Origin of the sequence: Pseudomonas sp. SbOxS1 (assembly GCF_013416725.1) — a bacterium.
Taxonomy (GTDB): domain Bacteria; phylum Pseudomonadota; class Gammaproteobacteria; order Pseudomonadales; family Pseudomonadaceae; genus Aquipseudomonas.
On record NZ_JAAVXC010000060.1, the window covers coordinates 1 to 6,911 of the forward strand.

General features: G+C 62.0%; 5 protein-coding genes. 4 read left to right on the forward strand and 1 reads right to left on the reverse strand.

Annotated elements, in window-relative coordinates; translation table 11 throughout:
- Window positions 1-384: 384 nt before the first annotated feature.
- Entirely contained in the window at window positions 385-1,428 is a 1,044-nt protein-coding gene (locus HFK74_RS32005) for an AraC family transcriptional regulator (RefSeq protein WP_180207076.1), read from the reverse strand.
- 354 nt (window positions 1,429-1,782) lie between these two features.
- Here HFK74_RS32005 and HFK74_RS32010 point away from each other — a divergent pair, with 354 nt between their 5' ends.
- The 4 genes from HFK74_RS32010 to HFK74_RS32025 all read left to right on the forward strand — a co-directional run.
- Window positions 1,783-2,349, forward strand: a complete 567-nt coding sequence (locus HFK74_RS32010; protein WP_180207077.1) for an alpha/beta hydrolase — start codon at window positions 1,783-1,785, stop codon at window positions 2,347-2,349.
- 128 nt (window positions 2,350-2,477) lie between these two features.
- Entirely contained in the window at window positions 2,478-4,481 is a 2,004-nt protein-coding gene (locus HFK74_RS32015; protein WP_180207078.1) for a DUF1302 domain-containing protein, read from the forward strand.
- Between the two features lie 41 nt (window positions 4,482-4,522).
- Window positions 4,523-5,881 (forward strand): DUF1329 domain-containing protein, encoded by a 1,359-nt coding sequence (locus tag HFK74_RS32020; protein ID WP_180207079.1) that lies wholly within the window; start codon window positions 4,523-4,525, stop codon window positions 5,879-5,881.
- Window positions 5,882-6,090: 209 nt separating this feature from the next.
- On the forward strand, window positions 6,091-6,911 hold an 821-nt coding region (locus HFK74_RS32025; protein ID WP_180207080.1), incomplete at its 3' end, for a YCF48-related protein.

Sequence of the window (6,911 nt, forward strand, 5' to 3'; positions counted from 1 at the left end):
GTGGGTAAACCGGCATGGATGCCGGTTTAGCCGCGCTGGGCCAAGGATGGCCCATCGCGACGACCCACGGAGCAGGACCGGAGCGAGGGTATGCCGAGTATTAGCGAGGCACCGAACGCCAGGGGCAAGAGCCCTTGGTTACTTAGGGCCGGGCGGCGTTCCGTTTTTCCAAGTGACTCGCTGTAAGAGCGAAACCATAAGTGGCCGTTACCGCAGGAATGGATATGTACACCGTAAAAATAGATTCGCCTATAAGGCCGCCTTCGCCGGCAAGTCGGACCGCCGCACCGCTGGCTCCTACAGTAGATCGGGCACAGCCGCAAGAGATTGGTCGGCTGTCAGGCCGCCATCGCTGGCAAGCCAGCTCCCACAACAGGCGCGATATCAGTAGGGCTTGGGTGGGGCAGCATCCGTCGGGGCTTTTGCCGAACCCTGCTTCTGCGCGCGCCAAACCGCCGGCGGCATGCCGAACTGGCTGATGAACCAGCGCGTAAACGAACTCGCCATCGAGTAGCCCAGCATGTCGGCTATGCGACTGAGCGAGTAATTCGGGTTGTCCAGATATCGCAGCACCAGGTCGCGGCGCACATCGTTGATAACATCGTTGAACGCACAGCCATCATCCTTGAGGCGACGTTGCAGCGTGCGTACGTTCATGCCCTGGCTCTGCGCGACTTGCTCAATGGTGGCGCGGCCCATGGGCAGCAGCAGGTAGATGGCCTTGCGCACTTCGAACAGCATCGAAGTGCCTTGGTGGCCCTGCAGCGAATCGAGGTAGCCCTGGGCGTAGCGGGCCATGGCCGGGTCGGCGTTGGGGTTGGTCATGTCCAGGCTGGCGCCTGCGCAGACGATGCCGTTGAACTCACTGCCGAACTCCAGGGTGCAGCCGAACAGGCGACGGTGCAGCTGCAGGTTGTCGGGAGGCTGGTGGGTGAAATTGACGCTGTAGGGATGCCAGTGAGAGCCGAGGAGGGCGGCGCACAGGCGGAACATCACGCCGATGGCCAGCTCGGTGGCCTGTCGGCTGGGCAGCGGCGATTCGGTGACCACCTCTTCGCGAATGATCACCATCTTGCCGGCCTCTTCGATGAAGATGGCCAGCGAATCATTCATCAAGTGGCGGTAATGCACCACCACCTGCAAGGCATCACGCAACGTGCGTTGATGGCTGAGCAGCAGGCTGACCACGCCGAAATCCGAGAGCTGGCGTGATTCGGCCATGCTCAGGCCGAAGGTCTGGCAGCCGCTGGCGGCGGCTGAATCTTCCAGCAGGCGCACGGCCGAATCGATGGGGATACGGTGTTCCGGAGCCTGCAGCAGGCTTCTGGACAGGCCGACGCCGGCCAGCACATCGCGTGGGTTGAACCCCAGGTACTGGGTGACCTCCAGATAGTTGGTCAAGACGGCGGCGCGAACAAGCTTGGTCATGCGAAGGTCTTTCCTGGGCCAATTGCGATTCAAAAAAGCGTGGCGACTATATCCAGCACATCAGCAATTGAACAGTTGTGAAGTGAGCGAGATCACTCGCCCATTGCTGTCCGATTTACCACTCTTGCGCAAACGTCGTCTAGGCTCACCCATTGATTACAGTGACCCGCACAGAACCTGTCGGGATTTTAGACCGGTGGTCGCACCGCGCCACCCGCGAAAAATTTGTCATGAAAAGAAAAGTGCATGACGTCCAATGAAAAGCGCCTGGGGTGGGCGCTCTTTAATGTCAGTCCTACAAAAAGCCCCTGGCGACAGAGCCAGTCGAGTCATCGAGAAAGCGTAGGTGTTGAATTGAACAAACTGCAAACTGCCGCAACCGTTCTGATCGTACCGGGCCTGCGCGAGCACGTTGCCGAACATTGGCAAACGCTGCTTGAAGCCAGGTTGGACAACGTGCGCAGCGTACCGCCACTGGAAGCTGACAAGCTCGATTGCAACAAGCGCGTGCAAGCGATCCAGCACGCGCTGGAGCAGATCGATGGGCCGGTGATCCTGGTCGCCCATAGCGCCGGCGTACTGATGGTCGCGCATTGGGCCGCGCAGTACAGCCGACCGATCAAGGGCGCGCTGCTGGCCGCACCACCGGACCTCGATGCCCCTTGGCCGTCAGGCTACCCGTCGCCTGAAACCCTGCGTAGCCAGGGTTGGGACCCTCTACCCAAAGGCCCGCTGCCATTTCGCAGCCTGGTGGCCGCCAGTACCAACGACCACCTCGCCAGCCTGCAAGCCGTTACGCACCTGGCTGAAGGCTGGGGCAGCGAGCTGCTCAACCTGGGCGACGTCGGACATCTCAATCCCGCTGCCGGGTACGGGCACTGGCCGCAAGCCGAAGCCCTCATCCTCGAGCTGGATCGCTGATTCAGGCGCCGGTTGGCCCGCGCCATCCGGCATTCACCCCCACCCCTGAACAACGTAAACCCCTGGAACAAGGGGGTACGCGGGGGCTGCTGCGCTAAAAACAAATACAAAAAGGCGGAGACAACGCAATGCACAACAACAAGAGTCACGGGTTCACCGCTTCACGCTACACCTTGCTGGCCTCGGCCATTCTCGCGGCAACGGTGCCGATGGCCCATGCGGTAGAGATCGAGACAGGTAACCCGGACTGGAACGTTCGCCTGGATAACACCATCAAGTACAACTACGGCGTACGCACTGAAAGCGCGGACAAACGCATGTTGGGCACGCCCAACAACAACGACGGCGACTACAACTTCCGCAAGTCCGGCACCAACATCACCAACCGTGTCGACCTGCTGACCGAGATGGATGTGGTCTACCAGAACCACATGGGCTTTCGCGTCAGCGCCGCCAGCTGGTACGACAAGGCCTACGAGAACACCGGTTCCAATTCCAACCCGTTCGTCAACGGCAACGGTTCGACCTCGGGCCTGATCGCCAACGACCCGCGCCTGGCCGGGGTCACCAATGACAACGTCGGCAACGGCAGCCCGCACCTGAGCAACTATGCCCAGCGTTACTACACCGGTCCGTCCGGTGAAATCCTCGACGCCTTCGTGTTCTACAGCACCGAAGTGGGCGAGGAGTCGATGCTGAGCTTCAAGGCTGGCCAGCACAACGTGTACTGGGGCGAGACCATTCTCAACCCGGTGCATTCGATCAGCTACGGCCAGTCCGGCCTGGACCTGGCCAAGCTGGCCGCGTCGCCGGGCACCGAAGCCAAGGAGCTGTTCGTTCCGCGCAACCAACTGTCGATGTCGTTCACCGTCAACCCTGAGTTGACCCTGGCGGCCCAGTACTTTCTCGACTGGGACGCCGCACGCCTACCGGAAGCCGGCACCTACTACGGCGGCTCCGACCTGGTCGGTTTCGGCGCGCAGTCGTTCCTGCTGGGTAACACTAATGCTGTCGTGCCTGGCAGCCCTCTGGGTTGCGGCCTGGCACCGTGCAACGGTTTGACCAACGTGCGTCGCGGGCATGACCTGACGCCGGACAAGCACGGCGACTGGGGCCTCATGGCCAAGTGGTCGCCAGCCTGGCTGGACGGCACCCTCGGCGTCTACTACCGCGAAACCTCGGAAATCCTCCCGCAAGCCTGGCTGGATGCCCGCGGCCTGAGCTCGGCCAACCCGAACGGCACCCGGCCAGCCGGGCAGGTGCCCGCGGTGATCAATACGCTCAACTCGCTGAGCACCGCCACCTATCAGATGGCCTATGCCGACAACATCAAGATCGTTGGCCTGAGCCTGTCCAAGGACGTCGGCGGTGTGAGCGTGGGTTCGGACCTGAACGTTCGACACAACATGCCGCTGGCCAGTATTCCGGCGATTGTCAGCACCAACAGTCCGTTGGGCCTGGGCCAGGGTCTCGGCCTGTTGCCGGCGCGCACGCCCGGCACCGGCGTGGTCTATGACACCCCGGACAAGGGCGACAGCATGGCCGCCACCGGCGACACCCTGCACTGGACGGTCAACGGTCTGATGACCCTGCCGAAAACCCCGGTGTTCGATTCGGCTACCGTGCTCGCCGAGGTGTACTACAGCAACTTGCTCAAGCTCGATAGCAAGAACGAGGCGCTCTACAAAGGCAAGGGCACCTACCACGGCATCGACCAGCCGACCCGGGACAACTGGGGCATTGCGGTCAACTTCACACCGACCTGGTACCAGGTGTTTCCCGGTGTCGACCTCAACGCGCCGATGTCCATCAACCTCGGTCTCGATGGCGTGTCACCGGTCTCCGGTGGCGGTGCCAAGGATACCGGCAACTACGCCGTCGGCCTCGGGGCCGTCGTGTACAACAAATACTTCGTCGACCTGAAGTACGTGGACTCTTTCGGCAAGGCCGACAAGTGCAACGTCAGTGGTGTGAGTACCGGCCCGACTGGCGGTGACGGCGCTACGCCGAACGCTTTCAGCGGCAACGAAAACTATGCCTGTTACGCCGGTGGCTATTCGTCCTTTTCCGGAGGGGGTGCCACGACTGAGGACCGTGGCGCTGTGTACCTGACGATGAAAACAACCTTTTGATCCAACACTGATTTGCTCAAAGCAAGCAGGAGAATAACAAGATGAAATTCGTAAAAACCGTGTTGGCCGCTTCGCTGGCCATGGTCCTTGCCGCCCAGGTACAGGCCGCTGTTTCAACCCAGGACGCTGCCAAGCTGGGCAGCAGCCTGACCCTGGTGGGCGCCGAAAAGGCGGCAAACGCCGATGGTTCCATCCCGGCCTACAACGGTGGCCTGACCACGCCGCCGGCCAGTTTCAAATCCGGCGACAGCATGCGCCCGGATCCGTTTGCCAGCGAAAAACCCTTGCTGGTGATCGACGGCAAGAACGTCGACCAGTACAAGGGCTTGCTCACCGCCACCACGGTGGAACTGGCCAAGCGCTTCCCGACGTTCCGTGTCGACGTGTTCCCGACCCACCGCACCGTTTCGCTGCCCAAGGCCATCCTCGATAACGGCGTGAAGAACGCCAGTGGTGCCAAGTCCCTGGAAGGCGGGTTGGCGATCGACAACGTGCTGCCGGGCGTACCGTTCCCGATTCCGCAATCGGGCAACGAAGCCATGTGGAACTTCCTGCTGCGTTACCAGGGCGTGAGCATCAACTCCAAGTACGACTCCTGGAACGTTGACTCCGCCGGCGTGCCAAGCCTGGCCACCACCGGGCAGGCGTTCATTTCCTACCCGATCTACGAAAACCTTTCGCAGCCGATCAGCAGCGCCGACGTGTACTACCAGATGAAGCTGTCGTACACCGGCCCTGCGCGTCGCGCCGGCGAAGCGGTGATGCTCAAGGACGCCGCCAACCCGCTGCAGCAACCGCGCCGCGCTTGGCAATACCTGCCTGGCCAGCGTCGGGTCAAACTGGCGCCGAACCTGGCGTACGACACGCCGAACCCAGGCACCGCGGGTGCAGGCACCTACGATGACGTGTTCGTGTTCAACGGCGCGCTGGATCGCTACGACTGGAAGCTGGTGGGCAAGCAGGAAATGATCGTGCCCTACAACACCTACAAGCTGACCTACGTCCAGGATCCGAAGTCCATCACGACGCCCAATCACCTGGCACCGGACTTCGTGCGCTGGGAAAAACACCGCGTGTGGGTCGTTGAAGGCACCCTCAAGGCAGGTGCCCGGCACATCTACGCCAAGCGCCGCTTCTACCTCGACGAAGACAGCTGGACCGCTCTGGCCTCGGACCAGTATGACTCGAGCGGCAAACTCTACCGTGGCTCTTTCGCCTTCCTCAGCCAGAGCTACGACAAGCAGATCCCGGACTCCACGCCCTTCATGATCTACGACCTGGTCGGTGGCTCCTACAACATCAACGGTGTAGTCGGCCCTTACGGCGGCATCAAGTACATCGATCCACTCTCCAAGGCGCAGTGGTCGTCGGAATCCCTGGCCGGCAGCGGCATTCGCTAAGCCAACCGCAAGCAGACGCTCGCACGATCCACTGTGGGAGCGAGCCTGCTCGCGATGGACCGGAGGGCGACGCGGGCATCCAGACAGCACGCGTCATCGTTAACGTCCATCGCGAGCAGGCTCGCTCCCACATGACCTGCTCGGCGCAAGATTTGAACGTCGGACACACGGATGTGTGTCCCGGCGCGGTTTTCCGAAGAGGACGCGGTATGTGTTCATACAAGAATTTCAAGCACGTGGCGTTTGGCGTGGTGCTCGGCCTGTTGCAGGGCGTCACCCACGCGGCGGATTACGTCGATGTGCTGGACCTGCCAGCCAGGGTCAGTGCCTTGGCCATCAACAGCCCGTTGTCCGGCATGGCCCGCGCCGGTGAGCGCGTGATCGCCGTTGGCCAGCGCGGCCATATCCTTTTTTCCGATGACGCCGGCAAGCACTGGCAACAGGCTGCCGTACCGGTCAGTGCCGACCTCACCGCCGTGAGTTTTCCCGACGCCAGTCAAGGCTGGGCGGTGGGCAATGACGGCGTGGTGCTGCACACCAGCGACGCTGGCGTGACCTGGAACAAGCAACTCGACGGTCGCCAGATCGGCGCTTTGCTGGTCAAGCATTACACGGCGCTGGCCAGTGCCGAACCTGGCAACGAGCAATGGCCGCTGCTGGTCGACGAAGGCCAGCGCCTGGTGGAGCAGGGAGCGGACAAACCACTGCTCGACGTCTGGTTCGCCAATGACCAGGTCGGCTATGTGGTCGGCGTGTTCAACCTGATCCTGCGCACCGACGATGGCGGCAAGAGCTGGACGCCATTCCAGGATCGCACCGACAACCCGCAAGGCTTGCACCTCAACGCCATCGCCTCCACCGGCGACAGTCTGTACATCGCCGGCGAGCAAGGCCTGTTGCTCAAATGGGATGACCACACCCAACGCTTCGCCGCCGTGCCGACGCCCTACCAGGGCAGCTTCTTCGGCGTGCTCGGCAAGCCTGGCGAAGTGCTCGTCTACGGCTTGCGTGGCAACGTGCTGCGCAGTAC